Source organism: Sedimenticola selenatireducens DSM 17993, from assembly GCF_000428045.1.
Lineage (GTDB): Bacteria > Pseudomonadota > Gammaproteobacteria > Chromatiales > Chromatiaceae > Sedimenticola > Sedimenticola selenatireducens.
In genome coordinates this window covers 218,339-240,013 of sequence record NZ_KE386617.1, presented here as the reverse complement: position 1 = coordinate 240,013, position 21,675 = coordinate 218,339, and the positions used below count along the sequence as shown (strand labels likewise).

The 21,675-nt window shown below is 56.4% G+C and carries 26 protein-coding genes; 2 read left to right on the top strand and 24 right to left on the bottom strand.

All coding sequences use genetic code 11. The annotated features are described in order from the left end of the window. Positions 1 to 7 precede the first annotated feature (7 nt). Together modB and modC are read left to right on the top strand one after the other, a co-directional pair. Positions 8 to 691 (top strand): molybdate ABC transporter permease subunit, encoded by a 684-nt coding sequence (gene modB, locus A3GO_RS0121685; protein WP_037376269.1) that lies wholly within the window; start codon positions 8 to 10, stop codon positions 689 to 691. Next, entirely contained in the window at positions 688 to 1,767 is a 1,080-nt protein-coding gene (gene modC / locus A3GO_RS0121680) for a molybdenum ABC transporter ATP-binding protein (RefSeq protein WP_029135180.1), read from the top strand. Before modB ends, modC begins: the two co-directional genes overlap by 4 nt. On the opposite strand, the gene mobB is transcribed toward modC, so the two are convergent. The 24 genes from mobB to fliN form a co-directional block, all read right to left on the bottom strand. Further along, on the bottom strand, positions 1,762 to 2,310 hold the full coding sequence (gene mobB, locus A3GO_RS25015; RefSeq protein WP_051302807.1) for a molybdopterin-guanine dinucleotide biosynthesis protein MobB: 549 nt from the start codon (positions 2,308 to 2,310) through the stop codon (positions 1,762 to 1,764). The genes modC and mobB overlap by 6 nt on opposite strands. 4 nt (positions 2,311 to 2,314) lie before the next feature. Then, positions 2,315 to 3,094, bottom strand: coding sequence for a DUF4197 domain-containing protein (locus A3GO_RS0121670; RefSeq protein WP_029135179.1), 780 nt, complete (start codon positions 3,092 to 3,094; stop codon positions 2,315 to 2,317). Between the two features lie 268 nt (positions 3,095 to 3,362). Then, positions 3,363 to 3,674: a hypothetical protein gene (locus A3GO_RS0121665; protein ID WP_029135178.1), complete on the bottom strand. Its 312-nt coding sequence runs from the start codon at positions 3,672 to 3,674 to the stop codon at positions 3,363 to 3,365. A gap of 351 nt (positions 3,675 to 4,025) precedes the next feature. Continuing rightward, the gene (locus tag A3GO_RS0121660) at positions 4,026 to 4,400 is read right to left on the bottom strand and encodes a DUF2802 domain-containing protein (RefSeq protein WP_084610327.1); all 375 of its coding nucleotides are present in this window, start codon (positions 4,398 to 4,400) and stop codon (positions 4,026 to 4,028) included. A 10-nt stretch (positions 4,401 to 4,410) separates the two neighbouring features. Beyond that, on the bottom strand, positions 4,411 to 4,587 hold the full coding sequence (locus A3GO_RS26310) for a hypothetical protein (protein WP_157606900.1): 177 nt from the start codon (positions 4,585 to 4,587) through the stop codon (positions 4,411 to 4,413). A gap of 25 nt (positions 4,588 to 4,612) precedes the next feature. Continuing rightward, positions 4,613 to 5,095, bottom strand: coding sequence for a chemotaxis protein CheW (locus tag A3GO_RS0121650; RefSeq protein ID WP_029135176.1), 483 nt, complete (start codon positions 5,093 to 5,095; stop codon positions 4,613 to 4,615). A gap of 74 nt (positions 5,096 to 5,169) precedes the next feature. Next, positions 5,170 to 5,904 (bottom strand): chemotaxis protein CheW, encoded by a 735-nt coding sequence (locus tag A3GO_RS25560; RefSeq protein ID WP_051302789.1) that lies wholly within the window; start codon positions 5,902 to 5,904, stop codon positions 5,170 to 5,172. Then, complete coding sequence (locus A3GO_RS0121640) at positions 5,901 to 6,701, bottom strand: ParA family protein (protein ID WP_029135175.1); 801 nt, start codon at positions 6,699 to 6,701, stop codon at positions 5,901 to 5,903. Before A3GO_RS0121640 ends, A3GO_RS25560 begins: the two co-directional genes overlap by 4 nt. Further along, positions 6,698 to 7,528, bottom strand: a complete 831-nt coding sequence (motD, locus tag A3GO_RS25005; RefSeq protein WP_051302787.1) for a flagellar motor protein MotD — start codon at positions 7,526 to 7,528, stop codon at positions 6,698 to 6,700. The genes A3GO_RS0121640 and motD overlap by 4 nt, the downstream gene beginning before the upstream one ends. Then, a complete protein-coding gene (locus A3GO_RS0121630; RefSeq protein ID WP_029135174.1) occupies positions 7,528 to 8,268 on the bottom strand; it encodes a flagellar motor protein in 741 nt (246 codons plus the stop codon). The genes motD and A3GO_RS0121630 overlap by 1 nt, the downstream gene beginning before the upstream one ends. 1 nt (position 8,269) lies before the next feature. Next, positions 8,270 to 9,325, bottom strand: a complete 1,056-nt coding sequence (locus A3GO_RS0121625) for a protein-glutamate methylesterase/protein-glutamine glutaminase (RefSeq protein ID WP_029135173.1) — start codon at positions 9,323 to 9,325, stop codon at positions 8,270 to 8,272. A gap of 57 nt (positions 9,326 to 9,382) precedes the next feature. Then, on the bottom strand, positions 9,383 to 11,608 hold the full coding sequence (locus A3GO_RS0121620) for a chemotaxis protein CheA (RefSeq protein WP_029135172.1): 2,226 nt from the start codon (positions 11,606 to 11,608) through the stop codon (positions 9,383 to 9,385). A gap of 12 nt (positions 11,609 to 11,620) precedes the next feature. Beyond that, entirely contained in the window at positions 11,621 to 12,334 is a 714-nt protein-coding gene (locus tag A3GO_RS0121615; RefSeq protein WP_029135171.1) for a protein phosphatase CheZ, read from the bottom strand. 33 nt (positions 12,335 to 12,367) lie between these two features. Beyond that, positions 12,368 to 12,742 carry a chemotaxis response regulator CheY gene (gene cheY, locus A3GO_RS0121610; RefSeq protein ID WP_029135170.1) on the bottom strand — a complete coding sequence of 125 codons (375 nt, stop codon included), beginning with the start codon at positions 12,740 to 12,742 and terminating at the stop codon, positions 12,368 to 12,370. Between the two features lie 56 nt (positions 12,743 to 12,798). After that, entirely contained in the window at positions 12,799 to 13,539 is a 741-nt protein-coding gene (locus tag A3GO_RS0121605; RefSeq protein WP_029135169.1) for an RNA polymerase sigma factor FliA, read from the bottom strand. Further along, entirely contained in the window at positions 13,536 to 14,375 is an 840-nt protein-coding gene (locus A3GO_RS0121600) for a MinD/ParA family protein (RefSeq protein ID WP_029135168.1), read from the bottom strand. The genes A3GO_RS0121605 and A3GO_RS0121600 overlap by 4 nt, the downstream gene beginning before the upstream one ends. A 34-nt stretch (positions 14,376 to 14,409) precedes the next feature. Next, a complete protein-coding gene (gene flhF / locus A3GO_RS0121595) occupies positions 14,410 to 15,657 on the bottom strand; it encodes a flagellar biosynthesis protein FlhF (protein WP_029135167.1) in 1,248 nt (415 codons plus the stop codon). 88 nt (positions 15,658 to 15,745) lie between these two features. Next, positions 15,746 to 17,848 carry a flagellar biosynthesis protein FlhA gene (gene flhA, locus A3GO_RS0121590; RefSeq protein WP_029135166.1) on the bottom strand — a complete coding sequence of 701 codons (2,103 nt, stop codon included), beginning with the start codon at positions 17,846 to 17,848 and terminating at the stop codon, positions 15,746 to 15,748. Between the two features lie 19 nt (positions 17,849 to 17,867). Then, positions 17,868 to 19,004, bottom strand: a complete 1,137-nt coding sequence (flhB, locus tag A3GO_RS0121585) for a flagellar biosynthesis protein FlhB (RefSeq protein ID WP_029135165.1) — start codon at positions 19,002 to 19,004, stop codon at positions 17,868 to 17,870. A gap of 3 nt (positions 19,005 to 19,007) precedes the next feature. Continuing rightward, positions 19,008 to 19,787: a flagellar biosynthetic protein FliR gene (gene fliR, locus A3GO_RS0121580; RefSeq protein ID WP_029135164.1), complete on the bottom strand. Its 780-nt coding sequence runs from the start codon at positions 19,785 to 19,787 to the stop codon at positions 19,008 to 19,010. A gap of 15 nt (positions 19,788 to 19,802) precedes the next feature. Next, the gene (gene fliQ, locus A3GO_RS0121575; RefSeq protein WP_029135163.1) at positions 19,803 to 20,072 is read right to left on the bottom strand and encodes a flagellar biosynthesis protein FliQ; all 270 of its coding nucleotides are present in this window, start codon (positions 20,070 to 20,072) and stop codon (positions 19,803 to 19,805) included. A gap of 12 nt (positions 20,073 to 20,084) precedes the next feature. Continuing rightward, on the bottom strand, positions 20,085 to 20,831 hold the full coding sequence (fliP, locus tag A3GO_RS0121570; protein WP_245621812.1) for a flagellar type III secretion system pore protein FliP: 747 nt from the start codon (positions 20,829 to 20,831) through the stop codon (positions 20,085 to 20,087). Beyond that, the gene (gene fliO / locus A3GO_RS25000; protein WP_051302785.1) at positions 20,828 to 21,253 is read right to left on the bottom strand and encodes a flagellar biosynthetic protein FliO; all 426 of its coding nucleotides are present in this window, start codon (positions 21,251 to 21,253) and stop codon (positions 20,828 to 20,830) included. The genes fliP and fliO overlap by 4 nt, the downstream gene beginning before the upstream one ends. Beyond that, a complete protein-coding gene (gene fliN, locus A3GO_RS0121560) occupies positions 21,250 to 21,672 on the bottom strand; it encodes a flagellar motor switch protein FliN (RefSeq protein WP_029135161.1) in 423 nt (140 codons plus the stop codon). The genes fliO and fliN overlap by 4 nt, the downstream gene beginning before the upstream one ends. Between the last annotated feature and the right edge of the window lie 3 nt (positions 21,673 to 21,675).

Genomic DNA, 21,675 nt, shown 5'->3' with positions numbered 1-21,675 from the left:
CACCTTGATGGGGCCAAATGACCTTGCGGCACTCTGGGTCACGCTGCGGCTGGCCCTGACTTCCACCCTGCTGCTGCTGCTGCTCGGCACACCGGTCGCCTGGTGGCTGGCCCGCTCCCACTCCCGCGTACGCACCCTGGTGGAGACTGTTATCGCGCTGCCGCTGGTGCTGCCCCCAACAGTGCTCGGGTTCTATCTGCTCATTGCCCTCTCCCCCAACGGGCTCCTCGGAGCCAGCTGGATTGCACTTGGGGGGTCTGGGCTGGCCTTCACCTTTACCGGCCTGGTAATCGGCTCGGTGCTCTATTCCATGCCTTTTGTGGTTCAACCCCTGCAGAACGCCTTTGCCGCTATTGACAGGCGTACCCTCGAAGCCGCCAGCACGCTGCGCGCATCACCCCTGGACTGCTTCTTTTCCGTGATAATACCCCTGGCCCGCCCCGGATTGATCACCGCCGCCACATTGGGATTTGCCCACACCCTGGGTGAATTCGGTGTGGTGCTGATGATTGGCGGCAATATACCGGGCAAGACACAGGTGCTCTCCATTGCCATTTATGATCATGTGGAATCGCTGGAATATGGGCAGGCCCATCTGCTCTCGGCCGGACTGCTGCTCTTCTCATTTCTGATCCTGTTCCTGGTCTACCGTATGAACGGAACCAGCCTGTTGCGCCGGGAGACCCGGTGAGCAACGGCATCACATTCCGTTTCAAGCTTCCGCTGGGCACTTTTACCCTCGATGCGGCGGGAGAAATCCCTACTCAGGGGGTAACGGCCCTGTTTGGCCGCTCAGGTTGTGGCAAGACCTCGCTGTTGCGCTGTATAGCGGGCCTGGAACAGGCCGCTGATGCATTTCTCTCCATCTCGGGTGAATGCTGGCATGACAGCGCGAACGGTTTTTATCTGCCGCCGCACAAGCGTGCCATCGGTTATGTATTCCAGGAGGGGATGCTGTTTCCACATTTGCGGGTCAGGGAGAACCTGAACTTTGGCTACCGCCGGACGCCATCCAGTCAGCGCACTGGAGACTTTGATCGGGTGGTGCATCTGCTGGGATTGGATTCATTACTCGATCGCAGCCCGGCACAACTCTCCGGTGGCGAGAAGCAGCGGGTGGCCATCGGCAGGGCGCTGCTCAACCACCCACGCTTGCTGCTGATGGACGAACCAATGGCTGCACTGGACAGGGGACATAAAAAAGAGATTCTCCCTTATCTGGAACGGCTTCACGGGGAGTCAAATATCCCGATCATTTATGTCACCCACGACCTGAATGAACTGTCCCGGATTGCCGACCACCTGGTGTTGATCGAGCAGGGAACTATTCTGGCGGCAGGCCCATTGACCGAGTTGCTGGCGCGGGTGGACCTGCCGATCGCACGGGATGAGGAGGCCGGCGCCCTCTTTGATACCCGAATTATCCATCATGACGAGACCTACCACCTGACCCGGCTGGCATTTTCAGGGGGTGAGTTAACCGTGGGCTGGATCGACCGTCCGGCCGGGGAAATGGTACGAATCCGCATCCATGCCAAGGATGTAAGTCTGGCACTGGATCCTCCGGGCTTGAGCAGTATTCTGAATGTGCTGCCGGTGACCGTGGTCGAGATGGCCGCGCATGGACGGGGACGCATGATAGTGAAGCTCGACCTGGGCGGGACACCGCTGCTGGCCCGTATCACCCAGAAATCCCAGGCCAATCTGGACCTCAAACCCGGCATGCGAGTCTATGCCCAGATCAAGAGCGTCGCACTCACCCTATGATGACGAGTGCAGCCGTGCAGCCTGATACTGCACCAGCCAGTCAGTAATAAACCCGACAATCTGCTGCGCATCATTGAGATTGAGTAAAGGCAAGGGCAAATCATTGGGTGGATCACCGTCACAGGCAAAAGCGACAATAGTCGGATCATCAGGATAGATCAGGGGTTTTCCAAGCAGCCTGCGGTGCAGCTCGATTTTCGGAAAAGCCACATGTTTAAAACCTTCTACCAGAATCAGATCCAGTTTCGTATGATCCAGTTGCTCGATCATATCCTGCAGCACCGGATCACCCGCCCCCTGGGTCTCCACCATCAACGCCCAGCGACGCCCCGAGGCCACCAGCATCTGCGACGCCCCTGCTTTGCGCAGCTCATAGCTGTCCTTGCCCGGCTGGTCGATATCAAAATCGTGATGGGTATGCTTAACCATACCGACACGCAACCCCCGCTCACGTAACAGGGGCAGCAGCTTCTTCAACAGCGAGGTTTTGCCGGTTCCACTATAGGCGGCAAAACCGAGGACCGGTAGTTCTGCACTCAACACGTAACTATTTACCCAGGCTGCCAAACACCGTTTTCAGGATGTCCGTGGTTCGGGCAACCGGGTCGTTTCGAATCAGCTGCTCCTGCTCAGCCAACTTCAGGAACAGGCCATCCAGCGCCTTGGCTGTCACATACTTGTCCAGATCCAGCGAGTCCATATCCACATAGGAACCCAAAAAACCCACCTGCCCCACCAGATCCTTATAGGAAGAGGTTACGCCGGCCTGCTTGGTAGCCTCCTGTACGATGGGCAGAATGGCTTCACTCAGCCGGCCACTCCCCTTGTTCTTGAAATACTCGGTCGCTGCGGTATCACCACCGTTAAGAATGCCCCGGGCATCCTCCAGGGACATCTGCCGAATGGTGTCGCCAAAGATCGAGACAGTTTCAGGAACCGCTTTTTCCGCCGCCCTGTTCATGGTGGTCTCAAACTCATCCACCAGCTCATCCTGACCAATAGCCCTGAGTCCTTTGGCCACACTTTTCAGTCCGTCAGGGAGCGGGATCTTCACCTGGGCATCATTCAGGTAGCCCCCCGGTCGGCCGAGCAGGGCAATCGCCTTCTCGGTGCCAACGCTCAAGGCATCTTTAAGCCCCTGAATTATCTGTTCATTGCTCAGCGCGGTGGTAGCAGTGGATGTATCACTCTTGTCTACCGCTTCCTTGGCCGATTTGAGCCAGGACTTCCAGTCCGCATGGGCAGCCCCACCGAGGAGTGCCACACCCAACAGAAATGCGGAAAAAACCTGTTTCTGCCGCATAAATACCCCCGATATCTTGGTCATCTCTCGCGTCTAATAGCATTTACAGGGACGACCGCCCTGCCCGTTACGTACTGTATCAGTGTAACAGAAGCACGACGACTGCAGGAATTTCGACTCCGATAAGGGAGTTGGCTCGACAGAAAGGAAAAGAAGCGAATATTTGTGGACGTGCGAATAATCGGGGAAGGTGCGATTTCTGAAGCTATTGCCGAACGTCGGGGTTTTACTGACTAATAATTGAGAGCAAAACCCCGACAGCGAGGAGCGGCATCGTTTGGCAACGGCAGGGTCAGCGGGAAGCGCCGGTACCCATCAGCAGCGCAAACTTCAAGGCCTCGTAGCGGCTGACGCGCGCGGCCTGGTTTACCGGGGCGTTGCAGCTAAAGCCCGGTGTACAGAACGGCAGCCGTGTCACGGCTTTAGATTTCGCTATCACCGCGCTCTCCTGCAGGTGAGACGTGATAACAGGCAATCCGTTTCCGGCCGGAATTGATTGATAAGACTGTGTGGTACCCATAGCGGTGGTTGATGCCGTTGCCAGCATGATAAGACCCACCAGAGTTTTAGAACCGGTATGTTCTGAACCGTATAATCTGCCCATGATTCCACCTCATTTTTCTGCCCGGAATTCACCCTCTGAAAGCAAGTCTGGACATATCATCAGTAAGAAACAAGGGTTGAAACACCATTCCGGCTGGTTTATCTGCAAAGCGGTACAGCAATCCCATTACGGCTATCGACAGCCTCCCAAACCGCCCGGAACGCCTTGGCATTCAATAAGTCGACTGGTTCACACAAGCTATTAATTCGCATGGCTGATATCGCAACTGAAATGGTTAAGAGCTGTACAGGGAGGGGGGATTATTGCCCATTCTACCCCCATGAAGCCGCTACGGAATGTACATGGAGGGGTTTATCTTTAGCCGGAAGAGATGCCGGCTCAGACCGACTGTTATTTCGAGCCGTGCAGCATCACTACCAGATCAGCTTCACTTCTGCTCAATCCCAGCTCCTGCACCAGCACGCTGGCAGTGGCACCCTGCTGGACCATTTGAATCGCTTCCCCATAGGGACGATCCGGCTGACTTGATTCAATGGATTCCTGTCTATGTGCCAGATCACGTCCGGTGCGTTCAAGGTTGCTGACCCGCTGGTCAACGCCCACCGCGCCGGAACAGAGCGCATTGAGATTTTCAGTAAGGGAGTGGACCTGCGCCTCGACTTCTTTCAACCGTTTAGTGGAATCACGGAGACGAATACCAACGAGGAGCAAGGCTGTAATTGCCCCCGCTGCCAGGAGAAGTGAGACAAGCGAAATGATTTCCATAACAGGTCAATCAGGCGTAATCGTCGATTTGTGGATATTTTTTTCCCCCATCGCCTGTCGGCTCCGGGGGGAGTTTTTTCTTCTTTTGCTTGTCCTGCGACTCGGACCCGGTGCGCTTCTGCCTGGATTCATCACGCCGCACTGGCCAGGCTGGCTTGACTGGTGTTGGCTGGCTGATTTCCGACATGGTTCACCTCCTGGTACCGTTTATATCAGAACATACCGACCTGATCCCACTCTTCTTCGCTCAATAACTTGTTCAGGTCCACCACAATCAGTAGATCGTTTTCACGTGTTGCAACGCCCTGGATAAACTTGGAACTGTCTTCGTTGCCAACATTCGGCGCTGAATCGATCTCCGATCCGCGCAGCTCAACCACCTCGGCAACACTATCCACCAGAATGCCGACTACCTGCATCTCGGATTCAATAATCACAATCCGGCTCGCTTCATCGATATCCCCCGGGGGTAACCCAAAGCGGCTGCGGGTGTCGATTACGGTAACGACATTGCCACGCAGATTAATGATCCCCAGCACATAGGGGGGAGCTCCGGGTACCGGAGCTATCTCCGTAACCCGCAGCACCTCCTGTACATGCATCACATTGATGCCATAGGTCTCATCTTCCAGACGGAATGTAACCAGTTGATAAACCGGATCATTTGCTGAACCCTCGGCAACGCGAGTAGTCATGGCCGTACCTCTGCTTCACCAAAATTATATGTCAATTTCATGACACCCTTGGGGCAATACTGAAATTAACAGCATTATTTATGCCCAACCATATCCAACAATGCATCGACATTGAGCAGTACACTCAGTTGGTCAATGACCGTGCCGGCCATCCAGGAACGGTAACCCTCTCCCCTGCGCCAGCGAACATCATCTTTCCCCAGTGTCAGCGGGCTTTGCAGGCTATCGCAAGCCAGTCCCCAGCGGCCATCCCCGACTATCAGTACATGGCTGCCACGCTGTCGCCTCTCGGACACTTTCTCCAGACGCTCAGGCATGATCAGTTGGGCGGTATCGATGACCACAACACGTTGGTCCCGATGTACAAACACCCCCATATACCAGTCGGGCTGACCGGGAATCTGCGTCAGATCCTGATCCCACTCGGAGATACTGCAGAGCGACATAAGTGGTACCACCAGGTTCATACCGCGGACCTTGAAAGGCAGGCATTGGAACCTTGATGCCCCCCAGTCCGGAACAATCTCGGCAGTTTCACCCGGCTGCTCTTCGGGTATCTCTACTGCTGTATCGACCGTCTGAGCGGTTTCTATAGCCGGCGGCGGCTGAACCGGGGCTTCCGCATGGACTCCCTGGCGGATCTCCACCACCTGTGCCAGCCTCGGCTGTTCCTGAACAGGAGCCGTCGGCGTCTGTTTCGGCGTCTCCTGGTACTCTTCCACCTCACTCAGCAAGGCGGACAGATAAGTATCGATCGCCTGCTCCGGGGCATGCAATACCGCCTTGGGCTTGTTCGGATCCGTGCTCATCGTGCAACACCCGGGACAGGCATTGATATCGCCTCACTCTGTAGCAGTTCAAGCAGCGCCGTGTATGCTTCCACACCTTTACCCCTCGGGTCCGCCACCGGCGGCGGCAAACCCACCTTGCTCGCCTCCCGAAAACGGGTATCCACCGGGATAACGCCGCTCCAGATGTGCTGTCGGTATGTCTCCCTGAGTACGCGTAAACTATCCACCGAGGCCCGGGTGCGGCGATCAAACATGGTGGGTACGATGGTGTACGGGAGTGGTGTTGTCCTCGACTTGAGTACCATTTTCAACGTATGCAGCATACGCTCCAGGCCTTTCAGTGCAAGAAATTCCGTCTGCACCGGGATAACCAGCCGTTCACAGGCGGCCAGCGCGTTGACCATGAGTACGCCCAGCATCGGTGGGCAATCGATCATCACATAGTCAAATTGTCCTGATAGTGATTCAAAAGCCCGCTTGAGCACCAGCCCCATCCCTTCCATACGCCCCGCCTGTCGGTCCAGCGTTGCCAGGGCTACCGATGCAGGCAACAGTTGCAATCCCTCGGTACCGGTCTGGTACAACAGGGTAGCGGGGTCGATAGGCTTTTTTTCGGCCGCCGCCTGAAACAGGCTGTATGTGCTCTCTTCAATGACATCCGGGTCATAGCGGAAATAGCTGGTTAGCGAACCATGTGGATCAATGTCCACCAGCAGCGTACGAAATCCCCACACCGAGAGCAGACCGCCCAGGGTAACCGCCGTGGTGGTTTTTCCCACCCCACCCTTCTGATTGGCGATGGTCCAGACTTTCATCCTCCACCCCCGCTTGTGGATTCCGGCGTGTATTCGGTTCCGTCCGTCATCTGTTGCGACATTATCAGCAGGTTGACCCGTCGGTTGTTCCTTCTTCCCTCGACGGAATCATTGCTGGAAAGTGGACGGAACTCACCGTAGCCGATAGCGGCCATCCGCTCCGAGGCGACACCCAACTTGGCAAAATAGTGCACCACACTGGCCGCGCGAGCCGCTGAAAGCTCCCAGTTGGATGGGAAACTGATGGTACTGATCGGTACATTGTCAGTATGCCCCTCCACATTGATCATATTGGGTAATGGTTTAACGATGAGGATCACATTCCGCAACGCCTTCAGGGCCTCCCTGGAGAGCCTGGCACTGCCGCTTTCAAAGAGCATACTGCTCTTCATCTCCACCTCAACACCCCGATCAGTGCGGGTCACATTGACCAGCCCCTGATTAACATATTCCAGCAGCGCCTGGGAAAGTTCGTTTTCTACCGAGTCCAAAGTGCGGATATCAACGATCGAGGTGCCATTCATCTCCTCGGACAAGGTATCCGAAGGAATGGATGCGGGCGGATTTTGTGCCGGCACGACAGGTTCACCCATCTGCGGTGTCAGACTACGCAACTCTTCCCCAACCTGTATGGGATCGCTGCTGCGTACCGGGGCGACAAAGGCTTCCGTCAGGGTATTCGACAGCACCCGGTACTTGCCGTCATTCACCGATGAAATCGAGTACATGACAACAAAAAAGGCAAACAACAGGGTGATAAAGTCGGCATAGGAGACCAGCCACCGTTCGTGGTTTTCGTGCTCTTCATGCCGTCTTCTGCGCGCCATCAGATGATATATCCCTGAAGCTTTGATTCGATATTGCGCGGATTCTCCCCTTCAGCGATGGACACGATGCCTTCAACCACCATCTCCCGATAATGTGTCTGGCTAAAGGCGAGCGCCTTCAACTTGTTACCGAATGGGAGCAGAAACAGGTTTGCCAAGCCGACGCCATAGATTGTAGCCACAAATGCCGTGGCAATACCGCTGCCCAGCTTACTGGGATCAGCCAGATTCTGCATGACGTGAATCAGCCCCATCACCGCGCCGATAATCCCGATCGTGGGCGAAAAGCCCCCCATACCTTCAAAAACCTTCGCTGCCTGGAGATCATGATGTTCACGGGTCTCTATCTCCACCTCCAGAATATTGCGGATCACTTCGGGTTCACTGCCGTCCACCAGCAACTGCATGCCCTTGCGGATAAACAGGTCAGGTTCCTTTTCGGCAATCTCCTCCAATCCAAGTAGCCCCTCTTTCCTGGCGATATTGCTCCAGTCAACCAGCTTCTTGATAGTGGGATTCAGCTTTTGTCGCGGTGGTCTGAATACATTCCCGGCAGAACGCAGGGCGTGCAGAAACACCACCATGGGTGTCTGTAGCATGATGGCACCGATGGTACCGCCGAACACGATGACCAGCGCCGGACCGTTGGCCAGTGCGCCGACATCCCCACCTTCCAGCGCATTGCCGCCCAGAATGGCGCCGAATGCGATGATCATGCCGACTATGCTCAGATAATCCACACTACACCGCCTTGATCAGACTGGGTCCGATATCCGCCAGGTTGAGCACGCGATCGGACAGCCCCGCCTTTTCAACCGCCTGAGGCATGCCATAGACCACACAGCTCTCTTCACTTTGCGACCAGACGGTTGAACCGCCCTCCTTGAGCGCCCGTGCCGCCTGTTTTCCATCGGCACCCATGCCGGTCAGGATGATTGCCAGCACATCGCGCGGCATCAGGCGCGCCGCCGAGCCAAGGCTTACATCAACACAGGGGCGATAGGTCTGATCCGAGGTACTCTCCTTGATCCGGATCACCGTACCCTCGCCACGGCGCTCCAGGACCATCTGTTTTCCACCCGGCGCGAGATAGGCATGCGCGGGTCGCAGCAGATCCCCGTCCGCCGCCTCTTTGATCGTGATGGAGCACTGGGAATCAAGCCGTTCCGCATAGGCCGGGGTAAAACTGGCCGGCATGTGCACAACAATGATAATCGGCAGGGGAAAGTTCGCCGGCAGCGAAGCGAGTAAAGTCTGAATAGCTACCGGACCGCCGGTCGACGCTCCTATCGCGACCAGTTTGTAACTGCCTCTATGGATCGGAACAACGGCTCTCTGCTCGACAGGCCTGGCGACCGGCTGTGGTTTTATGATAGTCCCAAGCCGGCGGGTAACACCGCGCGTACCGATCGCCAGCACCCGACGCGCCAGTAGTGTTGAGGCCTCCCGGTTGGTGGCGCTGTCAAACTGTTTCGGCAGAAAATCCACCGCTCCCGCTTCCAGGGCATCCAGCGTGGCCTTGGCACCTTCATGGGTGAGTGATGAAAACATCAGGATCGGTATCGGATTTTCCGCCACGATGCGCTTTACCGCACTGATACCATCGAGCACCGGCATCTCCACATCCATGGTGATGACATCGGGTTTCAGTCTACGGGCCTCGATAATGGCGCTCCGGCCGTCACCGGCGAAGCCGACCACCTCGATCATCGGATCATTGCCCAGCATGGCGGCGATCCTTCTGCGAAAGAAGGCAGAATCGTCGACCACCAGCACACGGACCTTGGAGGCAATCATTACCGTGTTACTCGCAGATTACCGGCTGCGGACAGAGGACAGCTCTGGTAATTCCGGTCAGCGACGGGCATATTTTCTCATCAGCCCAGGAATATCCAGAATAAGGGCAATATTTCCATCGCCCGTGATGGTGGCGCCTGCCATGCCATCCAATCCCTGCAGCAGTGCTCCCAACGGTTTGATCACTACCTCCTCCTGACCGATCAGGTGATCCACCACCAGGCCGACCTGGGTATTCCCCACGGTGACCACCACCACGTGTCCACTCGCTTCCCGGTTTCCCCGGGCACTACCGGGAACCAGCCATTTATGCAGATAGAAGAGCGGCAGTGCACGCTCCCGCACCATGATGGTCAGCTGGCCATCCACCACGTTGGTGCGCTTCAGGTCGAGATTGAATATCTCCACCACACTGGCCAGCGGCAGCGCGAACGGCTGCTTGCCCAGCACTACCATGAGAGTCGGCAGAATGGCCAGCGTCAGCGGCAGCTTGATGGTAATCAGACTACCTTTGCCATATTCGGAGTCGATCTCCACCTGACCGTTCATCTGGGCAATACGGGTCTTGACCACATCCATACCGACACCCCGTCCCGACACATCGGAAATCTCGGTCTTGGTCGAAAAGCCAGCCGCAAAAATCAGGTTATAGCAACCCTTGTCGTCCAGACGGGCCGCCGCCTCTTCATCCATCATGCCTTTTTCAACCGCCTTACGACGCAGCACATTGGGGTCCATGCCTTTGCCGTCGTCGGCGATGGTCAACAGGATATGGTCGCCGGCCTGGGCAGCGGAGAGTACCACCTTACCCTTGCGCGGTTTTCCGGCGGCCTCTCTCTCGTCCGGGCTCTCGATACCGTGATCGACAGCATTGCGCACCAGATGCACCATGGGATCAGACAGCGCCTCGACCAGGTTCTTGTCCAGATCGGTCTCCTCGCCATGCAGTTCAAGATCGATCTCTTTCTTGAGGCTGCGCGCCAGATCTCTGACCACACGGGGAAAACGGCCGAACACCTTTTTCACCGGCTGCATCCGGGTCTTCATTACCGAGTTCTGCAGATCGGATGTCACTACGTCCAGGTTGGCTACCGCTGTGGCAACCTCTTCATCCCCCAGTTTGGCCTTGAGGGTTTCGAGTCGGTTTCGCACCAGCACCAGCTCACCGACCATGTTCATGATCTCATCCAGCCTGGCGGTATCGACACGGATGGTGGTCTCTGCTGCGGCAGGAGGGGACTTGCGCGCCTGTGCTTGCGCACTTTCCGTTTTTTCGGGTGCTTTGGCCGGGGCCGGCCGGCTGATAGTCGGCTTCGGTTTTTCAGACGAGGCCGCTGGCTTTGCCGCAGACTCCGGTTTTCCGACTACCGCACCGGAAGGCTTATTCGCGGCTTCCGCCGAACCATTGATCGCGCCAAATTTGCCTTTGCCATGCAATTCATCGAGAAGCGCATCAAACTCCTCTTCGGTGATATCATCGGATTCGGTAGCCGCCGCTTGGGGGGCAACCACAGCGGATGTCTGTTCACCTGTTGCAGGCAGACCGCCAAACTGACCTTTGCCATGCAACTGGTCCAGCAGATCCTCAAACTCATCTTCCGTAATATCATCACTGCCCGCCGCCAGCGGTTGCGAAGCCGGCGCCGGTTTTGCTGCAGGGGCCTGTGCTGGCGTCCCGCCGTGCTTACCGGTTCCGTGGAGTTGATCGAGCAGCTTTTCAAACTCTTCTTCCGTGATGTCATCACCGCCGAGAGCGGGATCGGGAAACGACCCTGATGCGGATGCTGTCGCTGTCTCCTCAAGTTCCGCAGTGGCAAATTCCAGCTCTGGTTCCGGTTCTGCTACGACAACCGGTTCCACCGCCTGGACTGTAGACTCTGCAACCGCCTCGCTTTCAGGGATGGCAAGCTGATGCAGCGTCTCGATCAGTCCGGGGTCGGCCTCATCCGGCTCTTCACCAGACTGCACCCGGGCAAACATCTCGTTCACCACGTCCAGTACCTGCAAAACGGCATCCATGAGTGCCGCATCCACTCGCCGCTGCCCCTGGCGCAATATGTTAAATACATCTTCCGCCCGGTGGCAGACGGTTACCAGCGGGTCAATACTCAGAAACCCCGCACCGCCCTTGATTGTATGGAAGCCGCGAAATACCGCGTTTAACAGATCATAATCGTCAGGACGCTGCTCCAGATCCACCAACTGTTCATTCAGCTGCTCGAGTATCTCCCCGGCCTCAACCAGAAAGTCCTGCAGGATCTCGTCATCCATATCAATGGCCATGCTTCGACACCTCTAAAAGCCCAAACTGGATAGCAGGTCGTCCACATCATCCTGTCCACTGACCGTGTCACCCTGGTCAATGCCGGGGATGACCGGCCCCTCCAGTTTTTTTGCATCTTTTTGTTTTTCCGGCAACTTTGAGCCGGATATCCGAACCAGCTGCACCAGCTTGTCTTCCACATCATGCACCAGGGTAATCACCTGCCGGATAATCTGTCCGGTCAGATCCTGAAAATCCTGCGCCATCAGCACTTCGGTCAGATGACCATGCAGCTGTTTCGACCGTTCGGTGGTCAATGCCAGAAAGCCGCCCAGTTCCCTGCTCAATTCCCTGAAGTCATCGACAGAAAGTTCACGATTGCAAAACCGCTCCCATTGTTCCGATATGGCGCGCGCCTTCACACCCAGATCATCCGCCAGGGGCAGCCCTGCCTCGACCGCACCTAGCGTGGTATTAGCCGATTTCTCGGTCATGGTAATCACATAAGTGAGTCGCTCACTGGCGTCCGGGATTTCCACCTGGGCCATTTCATTGATGCGCGGGTCAAGCAGGAACTCATTGATCGCTTCATGCAACTCACGGGTCAAGCGCCCAACTTCCAGAAACAGTTTGCTCTCGACACCTTCGGTAAGAAGGGAACTGACATGTGTCGCTTCAGCTTCATTCCCTGCCTCCAGATGCTCTACCAGCTGCTTCGCCAGCATCAGACGTTCATCGTTGTCCATTTATTTCTCCAGACCGATTCGTCATGCTGCCGGTTAGCTGCCTACACGTTCAAAAATCTTGCTGATCTTCTCTTCCAGCGTCACCGCGGTAAATGGCTTGACTACATAGCCATTGACTCCCGCCTGGGCCGCCTCGATGATCTGCTCACGCTTCGATTCGGCAGTGACCATCAACACCGGAAGTTTGACCAGGTTGGGGTCTGCCCGCACCGCTTTCAGCAGATCAATCCCGGTCATGCCCGGCATATTCCAGTCCGTTACCAGGAAATCAAAGTTACCTGACTGCAACATGGGCAAGGCGGTATTACCATCGTCCGCTTCCTGGGTATTGGTGAATCCCAGATCCCGAAGCAGATTCTTAATAATCCGTCGCATTGTGGAAAAATCGTCCACAATGAGAATCTTCATGTTTTTATTCAAGGCAACCTCCAAACTCGATGCCGTTATTCGTTTTCATAGACCGATCAGAGCTCATCTGCATCGGATAACCAATCTGCAAGGCGGGCGCGTAACCGCAGGGTGGCCTGGCTGTGTATCTGGCATACCCTTGATTCGCTAACTCCAAGAACCTGCCCAATCTCTCGCAGGTTCATCTCCTCATCATAATAAAGTGCGATTACCAATCTCTCCCGCTCCGGCAGGCCGGCAATCGCCTCTGCCAGGGCCTTTTTAAAGGCATCCTTCTGCATGCCGTCAAACAGCCCCCCCGCCTGACTGTCACCGCCGTCAATGGGCAATTCACCCACTGCCTGCAGCTCTTCAATACTGAAGATCCGACAGCCCGCCGCATCCTGCAGGATACGATGGTACTGAACCAGGTTCATATCCAGCACTTCCGCCACTTCCACGTCCCGGGCATCACGTCCCTGCTCATTTTCAATAGAGCGCATGGCATCCGCTACCATCCTCGCCTTTCGATGCACGGAACGGGGCGTCCAGTCGCTGCGCCGGATCTCATCCAGCATTGCGCCACGAATACGAATCCCTGCGTAGGTTTCGAAACTGGCTCCCTGGCTGGGGTCATAATTTCTACTCGCCTCAAGCAGCCCGATCATCCCGGCCTGTATCAAATCATCCGCCTGTACATTGGGCGGCAGGCGATTCATCAGGTGGTAGGCGATACGCTTGACCAGCGGGGCATGCCGGTTAACCAGGGTATCGGCATCCATCTCCTGAATCGCGGTATAACTCGCTAGTCCACTCACCGGCCCATCTCCCCGCCCTGGCTTGTATATTGAATCAGCCGTTCCACGAAGAACTGGAGGTGCCCGCTGGCACCATCCGGTACAGGCCAGTTATCGGCCTTTTGCGCCAGATTCTTGAATATTTTTGCAATATGGCTGCGAGGGTTGGCTTGAACCACAGGTTTTTGTGATTTGACTGCCTTTCTGAGGTTTTCGTCGTATGGAATACTGCCCATGTAGGTAAGCATAACATCCAGGTACTGGTCGGTGACACGGCACATCTTGTTATACAGGTTGCGCCCCTCTTCGGCTGTACGCGTCATATTGGCCAGGATACGAAAGCGATCCAGACCATACTCCCGATTCAACAGTTTGATCATGGCGTAGGCATCGGTAATCGATGCCGGCTCATCACAGACCACCACGATCAGTTCCTGAGCCGCCCGACTGAAACTGACCACCGTATCCGATATACCCGCCGCCGTATCGATAATCAGCACATCCAGATCATTGCCGACATCACTGAAGGCGCGGATCAATCCGGCATGCTCAGCCGCACTCAATTCGGCCATCTGTTGCACACCCGAGGCACCCGGCACCACACGGATGCCCGCAGGCCCCTGCAGCACTACCTCCTCAAGGGAGCGCTCACCACTCAACACATGGGACAGGTCATACTGTGGATGCAGTCCAAGCACCACATCAATGTTGGCCAGTCCGAGGTCGGCATCCAGCAGCATCACTCGACGCCCCATCTCAGCCATGGAGACCGCCAGATTGACCGAGATATTGGTCTTTCCGACGCCTCCTTTACCTCCGGTAACGGCAATTACTCGTACGGGTGTAGGTTGAACCATACGTCTTAATCCTGCTGCTTGATCTGTTATTGCATCAGCCATGAGCATTTGCTCTCGCACCTCCGAGCGCCAGTGCCAGGTATTCATCGGAATACTCTCCCCCCCCGGTGCTGCAGGCTACCGCCTTGCTGACCAGGGTGTGTGAACGGGCCAGATGCAGATCCTCCGGCACCTTCTGGCCGTCTGCGACAAACGCCAGGGGTAACTCCTTGTGTATCAGTGCCGACAGAGCACCACCAAGCGAACCGGCCTCATCAACCTTGGTGAGTATGCAGGCCTCAGGCCTGGCCGCGCCAAAAGCACTGATCGTCTGTTCCAGCGAGGAGTTGTCGGTTGCGGCGGACAGGGTCAGAAAGCTGCGCACGCCCTGCCCGGCCACGTCCAGCATGGAGAGTTGTTCGCTGAGTCGAACATCGCGCTGGCTCATACCCGCCGTATCAATCAGGATCAATCGCTTGCCTGTCAGGCCGTTCAGAGCAACCGCCAACTCTTCGCGGGTACCCGCCGAGCGCACCGGCACGTCCAGGATTCGGGCATAGGTGTTCAACTGCTCCTGGGCACCGATACGGTAGTTGTCGGTGGATATCAGTGCTATCTGATGGGTGCCGTGACGCAGGGCAAAGCGGGCCGCCAGTTTCGCCACCGTGGTGGTCTTGCCGACCCCGGTAGGGCCGATCAGGGCAAACACGCCCCCCTGCTCAAGCAGATCATCCCCGACCGTCTCCATCTTTGTGGCGAGATAATAGAGCGCCTTTCTCCAGGCCTGATCGGCGCTGGTGACATCGGTGACACTCTCCACCAATTGGCTGCAGATATCGGGACTGATCGATAGTCCCATCAGTTTTCTGAAAAGGTCCCGGGTTTCCGGTCTGTGATCACCCATCTCACGCCAGCTCAGGCCGGAGAGTTCATTCTCCATCATGCGGCGTAACGCCTTCATCTCCTGGCGCATCTCTACCAGCACCGGGTCCTGGCTCCACTCCACCTTGGGTATCACCTGCTCCTTCAGCTTTGAAACAGAGGCCACGGTCGAGGCCGGCTCGTCTGCCACAGGAGCTGGCGTCCTCTTCTGGCGGAGCGGTTGCACCGGGCTGAGTGCAGGTTTTGGCTGTGGCGCCGGCGAGGGAGTGAAAGCCGCGGCGTCATAGTCAATGGCCGCCACCAGCTCAATTCCCCCATCGACCTTCTTGTTCGACAGAATGACCGCATCGGAGCCCAGTGCCTCACGAACCTGTCGTAATGCCTGTCTGATATCCGGTGCGAAAAAGCGTTTAATCTTCATACCTGACTTTCCCCGCAGCCAGCTTCCCGATCAAACGGCTTGTTTACATCGCCATTCTGAAGTGTCCGATCGTTTAGCAGTGGCTGCCTTATGTTTCTGCACTTGGCCTGCCCACCGTGGCAACCACCTTGATCTTGCGGTTGTCCGGTATCTCGTTATAGGAGAGCACGCTCATGCCTGGTACGCTGTGTTTGACAAAACGCGCCATCCACATACGGATCGGCGCTGCGACCAGGAGGATACTCTCCTGTCCTGCTGTCTCCTGTTGGTTGGCGGTTTCAGCCAGCGCTTTCTGCAGCTGTTCCGCCAGGCCGGGCTCAAACCCGACACCCCCATCGTGGGCAGGCTGAATGGTCTGCTGCAATATCTGTTCCAATCCAGGATCCAATACCACAACAGGAATTTCTTCAACAGGACCAACAAGTTGCTGAACGATTGAGCGCGAAAGGGCAACCCGCGCCTTGGCAGTCAAAGCGCCGAGGTCTTGACTCTGCGGCGCATACTCCGCCAATGTTTCGGCAATCGTGCGGATATCACGGATGGCCACGCCCTCCGCGAGCAGGTTCTGAAGAATCTTCAAAAGCTGCCCCAGTGTCAGGATCGCAGGCACCAGATCCTCCACCAGCTTGGGGGCGCTTCGTCCGAGCACCTCCATCAACTGCTGCACCTCTTCGTGACCGATCAGCTCATGGGCATGGGATTGCAGTATTTCACTCAGGTGGGTGGCGACGACGGTACTGGCATCCACCACGGTATAGCCAAGCGTCTGCGCCTGATCCCGCTGCGCGGCGTCGATCCAGACAGCCTCCAGACCAAACGCCGGATCGGTGGTGGCCACGCCCTGCAAAGTACCGAAAACCCGACCGGGGTTGATCGCCAACTCACGATCCGGATAGATCTCCGCCTCACCGATGACGACACCATTCAGCGAAATCCTGTAGCCGCCGGGACTGAGATCGAGGTTGTCCCGAATATGCACCGGCTGGATCAGGAAACCCAACTCCTGGGACAGTTTTTTACGCACACCCTTGATGCGGTTCATCAACTGGCCACCCTGATTCTTGTCCACCAGGGGAATCAAGCGATAGCCCACTTCCAGACCAATGATATCCACCGGCTGCACATCATCCCAGGTCAGCTCCTTCTGTTCCGGGGCGGGCGCTGGTTCAGGCATGGGCTCAACCACCGGCGCGGCCTGTTCTCGCTGCTGACGCTGCAGTATCCACCAGGCACCGCCACCCGCCAGAGCCGCCAAAGTCAGGAAGGCGAAGTTGGGCATGCCGGGGATAATGCCCATCATACCCAGCACCACCGCGGTGATGATCAGCGCCTTGGGATTGGTGAACAGCTGGCTGACAATCTGCCCGCCCATGTCCTGCTTTGAAGAGGCGACCCGGGTGACAATAATGGCCGCCGAGGTGGAGAGTAGCAGTGATGGGATCTGCGCCACCAGGCCGTCACCAATGGTCAGCAGGGCATAAAAGCGGAGTGCCGTGGACAGATCAAGATCATGCTGCAGCATGCCGATGGCAAGGCCACCAATGATATTGATAAACAGGATCAGAATACCGGCAACCGCATCGCCCCGAACAAATTTGCTGGCACCGTCCATCGCTCCGTAGAAGTCAGCCTCCTGGGCCACCTCCTCACGGCGCGTCCTGGCCTCATCCTGATCAATCAACCCGGCATTGAGATCGGCATCAATCGCCATCTGCTTGCCGGGCATGGCATCCAGCGTAAACCGGGCACTCACTTCTGAAACACGACCGGCGCCCTTGGTGACCACCACGAAGTTGATAATCACCAGGATGGCAAACACCACCAGGCCGACTGCATAGTTGCCGCCGATAACAAAGGCACCAAACGCCTCGATCACCTTACCGGCGGCATCACCGCCCTGATGCCCCTCCAGTAACACCACGCGAGTGGAAGCGACATTCAGCGCCAGACGCAGCAGTGTCGCGACCAGCAGCAGGCTGGGAAAGACACTGAATTCCAGCGGCCGCAGGGTGTAGACCACCACCATCACGACAATCAGCGAAAGTGCAATGTTAAAGGTAAAGAAGATATCCAGCGCCAGCGGGGGCAGCGGGATCACTACCATGACCAGCAGCATCACCAGCACCATCGGCGCGCCGAGTCCACGGATACCGGAGGCCTTTACATTGTTCAGGATTGCAGTTGCATCCATTATCCAAACTCCAGACAGATCACTCAGGCACCTTCAATTCGTCAGGTATCTGTAACTCACCAGGCTCCGCTGGCCTCTTGCCCTGCCCTGGCACATAGGCCTTGAGCTGAAATACGTAGGCCAGTATCTTGGCCACGGCAAGATAGAGACCGGCCGGTATCGCCTCACCCAGTTCCGTGTGGAAATAGATGGCACGCGCCAACATCGGCGATTCGATAATCGGCACGGCATGCTCCGTGCCGACCCGGCGGATATTGGCGGCCACCAGCTCGGTACCCTTGGCAACCACTACCGGGGCGTTCATGCGCGCCTGGTTATAGCGTAGTGCCACCGCATAGTGGGTCGGGTTGGTGACGATCACGTCCGCCTTTGGCACCTCATCCATCATCCGCCGGGTTGCCATTTCGCGCTGCAACTGGCGTATCCGTCCGCGCACCTCGGGGCGACCCTCGGTATCCTTCATCTCCTCGCGGATCTCCTGCCGGGTCATCTTCAGCTGTTTCTTGTGATCCCAGATCTGAAACGGCACATCCACGGCGGCAACAAGTATCAGGGTGGATGAGACCAGCACGAATGCCCAACCGACCAGATTGACCAGTTCCCTGATCGCCGGCTCCAGCCCCATGCCGCTAAGATTGATGAACGAATCCAGGGTGAGCCACAACACCAGCGCGGTAGCACCACCTACCAGAAAAAACTTTGCCATCGCCTTGGCGAGCTCAATCAACCCCTTGATGGAGAAAAGTCGCTTCAGCCCCTTCAGGGGATTCATCTTGCTCAGTTTCGGCGTCATTGCCTGGGCACTGAATGCCATACCACCCAGGGCGATAGAACTGAGTACCGCGACCACGACCACGACTGCAAAAAAAGGCGCCAGCATGAGCAGGGCGTCCTGAATACTGGAAACCAGCCGACGGGTCATCGCCATTACATCAAACATTTCCTCTCTGGGGATGGTCAGATTGCTGCTCATAATCTTGACCAGTCCCTGGCCCAGGCTACCGCTCATCCCCACCAGGGCCATGCCTCCAATCAGGGTGATTGCCATGGTGTTCAGCTCTTTGGAACGGGCGATCTGGCCTTTCTTTTTGGCATCATCCAACCGCTTCGATGTCGGTTCTTCTGTCTTCTCCTGACCATCTTCATTCTCTGCCATGCATCACCCCGCAATCAGCAGCAGATGCTGGATCAGGGCCAGGCCCTCTTCCAGCAGTTCGGCAAAATTGCTCATGACATCCGGCAGGGTGATCCAGAGCAGCATGAAGCCAATCAGAATCGACATGGGAAAACCCACCGCGAAAATGTTCAGTTGCGGGGCAGCCCTTCCGATGACGCCCATACCGAGATTGACCAACAGCAGCGCTGCCACCACCGGCAAGGCCATCAGCAGCCCGGCATTGAACATCCGACTGGCCCAGCCGATAATCTCCGACAATCCATTCTGGCTGATACCGGTCATCGCCACCGGAAAGGTGTGGAAACTCTGCGCCAACATCTCGATCAGCACCAGATGTCCATTCAGCACCAGAAACAGCAGGGTCGCCAAAATCAGGTAGAACTGAGAAACCACCGGCACCTGCACACCGTTTTGCGGATCAACCATGGAGGCAAAACCAAGCCCCATGCTGTAGGCGATGACCTGTCCCCCAAAGATCAGGGCAGCGAACACCATCTGCAGGATGAAGCCCATGACCACACCGATCAGAATCTGTTGCAGCAGAATGATGAACGCTTCATCACTGAAGGCATCCACCACAGGTGAAGGCGGGATAACCGGCACCAATACCCAGGTCAGCACCAATACAAAACCGATTCGATACAATAGTGGCGTCTGACGGGAACTGAACACAGGCGCCGACACCATGAGTGCCCCGATTCGCACGAAGGGCCAGAAAAAAGCCGCCAGCCAGGTTTGTAGTTGTGTATCGGTAAATAGCATCAGGGCACCGTGCGGCTAACCGATAAAATCCGGTATGCCCTCAAAGAGGGTGACGGTAAAGTTGATAATAACCTGCAGCATCCATGGGCCGGTCATCATCAAGACCACTACTACAATGATCAGCTTTGGAATGAAGCTCAGGGTCATCTCGTTGATCTGGGTCGCCGCCTGAAACATCGCCACCAGCAGGCCAACCGCCAGGGCGGGGATCAGCAGCACGGCACCCAGGGCAACCGTTACCTCCAATGCCCGTTGACCGATATCGAGTACGCTGTCTGGAGTCACCCTGTCTCTCCGCTATACCTGGAAACTGGAAGCCAGGGTGCCAAACAGCAGCGCCCATCCATCGATCAGTACAAACAACATGATTTTGAACGGGAGTGAAATGATCAGTGGCGACAGCATCATCATACCCATCGACATCAGTACACTGGCCACCACCAGGTCAATGATCAGAAAAGGGATAAAGATCAGAAAACCGATCTGAAACCCGGTCTTCAGTTCAGACGTGGCAAATGCCGGCAACAGCACGGAAAATGGCACCGCATCGGGCGACTCGAAATCAGCAAAATTACCGATACGGGCAAACAGCGCCAGATCACTCTCACGGGTCTGTCCCAACATGAAACCCCGCATCGGAACGGCGGCCCGCTCGAGCGCCTGGGTACCGGTGACCTGCTCTTCCAAATAAGGTTGCACACCCTGATCATAAACCTGCTGAAATACCGGCATCATGATGAATATCGTCAGAAAAAGCGCCAGACCAATCATGATCTGGTTGGATGGTGTGCTCTGGGTACCCAGTGCCTGCCGCAGGATAGCCAGGACGATAACGATGCGGGCAAATGAGGTCATCATCAACAATGCGCCCGGCAGCAGGGTCAAGGCTGTCATCAGGAACAACACCTGAATACTCAGGCTGTAGGTCTGTCCGCCATCCACATTGGGTGTTGCCGTCAGCGCATCCACGCCCGGAGCCGCAGTTGCGGCAACAGGCAACAACGAAATCAGTAGCAGCAGTGAAAACCGCAACAGCTCCATCATTTCCCCTGCTCCGCCATCTCTGATTTCAGCTGACCGGAAAACTGCTCAGCAGCTTCATTCCCTGTACCTGTATCATCCAGCACATGGAGTGTCTGAACCCTGCCCGGCGCCACACCCACCAATAACCGGGTGTCACCGACGCGCAGGAGAACCGCCCGTTCGCGTGGACCAAGGGAGACGCCGCTCAGTACTGTAATATCTCCCCTGGAGGACATCGGTAACCGGCCAAACCGGCGCAACAGCCAGCCAGTTGCAAAAATCAACACCAGAATCAGCAACAATCCACCGGCCGTTTCCAGTAGTACGCCACCGCTCAATGGTGACGTCGCCAGCGCAGGTGTCACCGGTTTCTCCACATCGGCCTGAACCATCAGTGGCATCAAGACCCATTGCAGGCCAATGAGGGTCACCGGCAATCTCATCTGCCGAGCCTCCGAACCCGATCGGCAGGGCTGATAATGTCAGTGAGGCGAATACCGAATTTCTCATTCACCACCACGACTTCACCTTTGGCGATCAGCGTACCATTGACCAGCACATCCATTGGTTCGCCGGCGAGACGATCCAATTCAACCACCGAGCCCTGATTCAGCTGCAACAGATTTCGTATTGAAATCTGTGTCCGGCCAATCTCCATGGAGATGGTAACCGGCACATCCAGGATGGCATCCAGCTGAACCTCCCCCCCGTTGCCCTTTTTGGATTCAGCGGTCAATTCCTGAAACTGTGCCGTATCCGCAGCCATACCACTTGAAGCGGGGATCACCTCATCCTGCTCTTCCAGCGCGGCAGCCCACTCATCGGCCAATGCTTCGTTCGGGTCTTTCTCTATATTGCTCATGAT

What these genes read in the sequence shown, in the direction of transcription:
- modB (WP_037376269.1), top strand. Translation starts at nt 8, where the DNA reads ATGGGGCCAAATGACCTTGCGGCACTCTGGGTCACGCTGCGGCTGGCC.
- A3GO_RS0121670 (WP_029135179.1), bottom strand. Translation starts at nt 3,094, where the DNA reads ATGACCAAGATATCGGGGGTATTTATGCGGCAGAAACAGGTTTTTTCC.
- A3GO_RS0121665 (WP_029135178.1), bottom strand. Translation starts at nt 3,674, where the DNA reads ATGGGCAGATTATACGGTTCAGAACATACCGGTTCTAAAACTCTGGTG.
- A3GO_RS0121660 (WP_084610327.1), bottom strand. Translation starts at nt 4,400, where the DNA reads ATGGAAATCATTTCGCTTGTCTCACTTCTCCTGGCAGCGGGGGCAATT.
- A3GO_RS26310 (WP_157606900.1), bottom strand. Translation starts at nt 4,587, where the DNA reads ATGTCGGAAATCAGCCAGCCAACACCAGTCAAGCCAGCCTGGCCAGTG.
- A3GO_RS0121650 (WP_029135176.1), bottom strand. Translation starts at nt 5,095, where the DNA reads ATGACTACTCGCGTTGCCGAGGGTTCAGCAAATGATCCGGTTTATCAA.
- A3GO_RS25560 (WP_051302789.1), bottom strand. Translation starts at nt 5,904, where the DNA reads ATGAGCACGGATCCGAACAAGCCCAAGGCGGTATTGCATGCCCCGGAG.
- A3GO_RS0121640 (WP_029135175.1), bottom strand. Translation starts at nt 6,701, where the DNA reads ATGAAAGTCTGGACCATCGCCAATCAGAAGGGTGGGGTGGGAAAAACC.
- motD (WP_051302787.1), bottom strand. Translation starts at nt 7,528, where the DNA reads ATGGCGCGCAGAAGACGGCATGAAGAGCACGAAAACCACGAACGGTGG.
- A3GO_RS0121625 (WP_029135173.1), bottom strand. Translation starts at nt 9,325, where the DNA reads ATGATTGCCTCCAAGGTCCGTGTGCTGGTGGTCGACGATTCTGCCTTC.
- A3GO_RS0121620 (WP_029135172.1), bottom strand. Translation starts at nt 11,608, where the DNA reads ATGGCCATTGATATGGATGACGAGATCCTGCAGGACTTTCTGGTTGAG.
- A3GO_RS0121615 (WP_029135171.1), bottom strand. Translation starts at nt 12,334, where the DNA reads ATGGACAACGATGAACGTCTGATGCTGGCGAAGCAGCTGGTAGAGCAT.
- cheY (WP_029135170.1), bottom strand. Translation starts at nt 12,742, where the DNA reads ATGAAGATTCTCATTGTGGACGATTTTTCCACAATGCGACGGATTATT.
- A3GO_RS0121600 (WP_029135168.1), bottom strand. Translation starts at nt 14,375, where the DNA reads ATGGTTCAACCTACACCCGTACGAGTAATTGCCGTTACCGGAGGTAAA.
- flhF (WP_029135167.1), bottom strand. Translation starts at nt 15,657, where the DNA reads ATGAAGATTAAACGCTTTTTCGCACCGGATATCAGACAGGCATTACGA.
- flhA (WP_029135166.1), bottom strand. Translation starts at nt 17,848, where the DNA reads ATGGATGCAACTGCAATCCTGAACAATGTAAAGGCCTCCGGTATCCGT.
- flhB (WP_029135165.1), bottom strand. Translation starts at nt 19,004, where the DNA reads ATGGCAGAGAATGAAGATGGTCAGGAGAAGACAGAAGAACCGACATCG.
- fliR (WP_029135164.1), bottom strand. Translation starts at nt 19,787, where the DNA reads ATGCTATTTACCGATACACAACTACAAACCTGGCTGGCGGCTTTTTTC.
- fliP (WP_245621812.1), bottom strand. Translation starts at nt 20,831, where the DNA reads ATGATGGAGCTGTTGCGGTTTTCACTGCTGCTACTGATTTCGTTGTTG.
- fliO (WP_051302785.1), bottom strand. Translation starts at nt 21,253, where the DNA reads ATGAGATTGCCGGTGACCCTCATTGGCCTGCAATGGGTCTTGATGCCA.
- fliN (WP_029135161.1), bottom strand. Translation starts at nt 21,672, where the DNA reads ATGAGCAATATAGAGAAAGACCCGAACGAAGCATTGGCCGATGAGTGG.